The sequence below is a fragment of the Pontibacter sp. HJ8 genome (assembly GCF_054824225.1).
On the sequence record NZ_JSYF01000400.1, the window covers coordinates 1 to 2,653 of the forward strand.

The following is a 2,653-nucleotide window of genomic DNA, read 5'->3' on the forward strand; positions in this document are numbered from 1 at the left end:
TTACTTTTCTCATCAAGGAGAAAAGTGAGGACCCGCCGGCCAGGCGAAGCTATACAAAAACGTCAGGTTGAAGCTTGATGAAGCCGAAGTCACAAAGCAGGTATAGCTTACGCTCACGCAGTTCCTATTGTGAGAACGATCGCTTAGGATTACCCCTGCTCCTCCTCTTCTTTCACTTCTCCCCTCCTGCTTCCTCTGTACAATTCATACTTCAACAGGCGGCAATCGATGGCGCCGTTGTAGAGCGGCGTACGACGGGAAGCGCGCAGGCCGATGTTTTTGGCTGCGTCCAGGTTTCCGGTAAGCACAAAGGCATCGAAACCCTGGTAACTGTTTTTGAGCGTGTCGCCGATCTGTTTGTAGAGTTCGTTGATGTCATCCGAAACAATACGCTCGTTATAAGGAGGATTCATCACCAACACCCCTTGATTAGCCGGAGCTGCGGTTTCAAAGAAGTCAGCTTCCTCGATTTTTATCACATGCTCCAGACCAGCATTTTCGATATTAGCGCGTGCAGCAGCTATATAATCTGCGTCAATATCATAGCCGATGATGGTGGCCTGCGGTTCTCTTTTTTCTTTGACTTCAGCCGTTTTCCATACCATTTCAAACAGCTCCTTGTTATAGTCTTTCCAGTTTTCAAAAGCAAAAGGATCACGACGGAAGATGCCGGGTGCAATGTTTTGTGCCATCATAGCAGCCTCTATCAGGAAAGTACCCGAGCCACACATCGGATCCACGAAAGGCGACTTTTTATCCCAACCGGACAAGCCGATGATACCGGCAGCCAGCACCTCGTTGAGGGGTGCGACGTTGGTCTGCAGGCGGTAGCCCCGGCGGTGCAATGAATCACCCGATGAGTCGAGCGATAGAGTGACCATGTTCTCATGCATGTGCAGGTTCAGACGCACATCCGGCCGAATCCGGTCCACAGATGGTCGCTCGCCGGTAGCCTTACGAAACTGGTCCACGATGGCATCTTTGGTAAGCTGTGCCACAAAAAGCGAGTGCTCGAACGTAGAATGGCTCACGACAGCATCAATGGCAAAGGTTTGCTTCAGGTCCAGGTATTCCGACCAGTTCGTCTTTTGTACCTGCTCATAGAGGTCTTTCTCGTCGCGGGCTTTAAAGTTGCGGATCGGCTTGAGGATACGGATAGCGGTACGGCACCACAGGTTCGCTTCATACATCTGGCGCTGGCTGCCGGAAAAACTCACAGCGCGGTTGCCTACTTTGATATATTCTACGTCGAGGGCGCGCAGTTCTTCAGCCAGTACTTCCTCCAGACCGGAGAGTGTGGTGGCGACCATATTGAAGTTGCCGTTCGAAATTGATTTTGCCATTTTCTGTCCTTAAATAAGTCACAAAGATACAAAATCGAGTGCTGAGTTCTGAGTTATGAATTCTGAGTTTACCCTGATTATGTAGGTTTTTACTCGTAAATCAGCACCCGAACCTCAGAACTTTAACTTCCAACCTTTCCAACTTTTTAATTTTCTAACTATTAAAGCTTATTTTTGCAGGAAATACCCGCTTATGAAATTCGAGTCAGATTTCTCCCTCAAATCCTACAACACCTTTGGCATAGACGTCAAAGCAAAACATTTTGCACGTTTCGACAGCGTGCAGGAGCTGCAGGAGCTTTTACAACGGCCAGAGATCCGGGAAGAGAACAAACTTATCCTGGGAGGTGGCAGCAATGTGCTTTTCACCAAAGACTTTGATGGCATCGTGCTGCTGAACGGCATCAAAGGTATGGAAGTGGTACGGGAGGATGAGGAGTTTGCTTATGTAAGAGCAGGCGGCGGAGAGGTATGGCACAACCTGGTGCTGTTTTGCCTGGAGCATAACCTGGGTGGGATCGAAAACCTTTCCCTTATACCTGGCACTGTAGGGGCTGCTCCCTTGCAGAACATCGGCGCTTATGGCGTAGAGCTGAAGGACGTATTTTATGAGCTGGAAGCGGTAGAGCTGGCAACAGGCGAGCTCCATACCTTCGATGGCGAAGCCTGCCGGTTCGGCTACCGCGAGAGTGTGTTCAAGCATGAAGCAAAAGGAGAATACATTGTGACAGCGGTTGTACTCAAGCTGCACAAGCAGCACCAGCTCAATACTTCGTACGGCGCCATCAAGACCACACTGGAAGAAATGCAGGTGCAGCAGCCTACCATTCACGACGTAAGCGCTGCCGTTTGCCACATACGCCGCAGCAAACTCCCTGACCCTGCCCAGATTGGCAATGCCGGTAGCTTCTTCAAAAACCCCGAGATACCGACCCTGCTCTTTGATGTGCTCAAAGTAAAGCACCCGGATATGCCCGCCTATCCTGTGTCCGGAACAACTGTGAAGGTTCCTGCAGGCTGGCTGATTGAGCAATGCGGCTGGAAAGGAAAAGTAATCGGCAACTATGGTGTACATAAAAACCAGGCGCTGGTACTCGTAAACTATGGTGGCGCTGAGGGTGAAAAGGTGCTGGCGCTGGCCCATGATATTATTCAATCTGTGCAGGAAAAATTTGGCATTGTGCTGCAACCGGAGGTAAATATCCTGTAGCCTATTTATTTTCATAGGTATCCTAAGTTTTCGGTGAAAGGGGCAAACTTATTTATATAGGCTACGATATATAGGTTACAATCACTTAAAGCAACCCCTT

General features: G+C 49.4%; 2 protein-coding genes. One reads left to right on the forward strand and one right to left on the reverse strand.

Annotated features, from left to right (window positions below):
* Window positions 1-149: 149 nt before the first annotated feature.
* Window positions 150-1,343, reverse strand: coding sequence for a THUMP domain-containing class I SAM-dependent RNA methyltransferase (locus OB13_RS16390; protein ID WP_461491256.1), 1,194 nt, complete (start codon window positions 1,341-1,343; stop codon window positions 150-152).
* Window positions 1,344-1,536: 193 nt separating this feature from the next.
* On the opposite strand from OB13_RS16390, the gene murB reads away from it, so the two are divergent.
* A complete protein-coding gene (gene murB, locus OB13_RS16395) occupies window positions 1,537-2,553 on the forward strand; it encodes a UDP-N-acetylmuramate dehydrogenase (protein WP_461491257.1) in 1,017 nt (338 codons plus the stop codon).
* The last annotated feature ends 100 nt before the right edge of the window (window positions 2,554-2,653 follow it).

What these genes read in the sequence shown, in the direction of transcription:
- OB13_RS16390 (WP_461491256.1), bottom strand. Translation starts at nt 1,343, where the DNA reads ATGGCAAAATCAATTTCGAACGGCAACTTCAATATGGTCGCCACCACA.
- murB (WP_461491257.1), top strand. Translation starts at nt 1,537, where the DNA reads ATGAAATTCGAGTCAGATTTCTCCCTCAAATCCTACAACACCTTTGGC.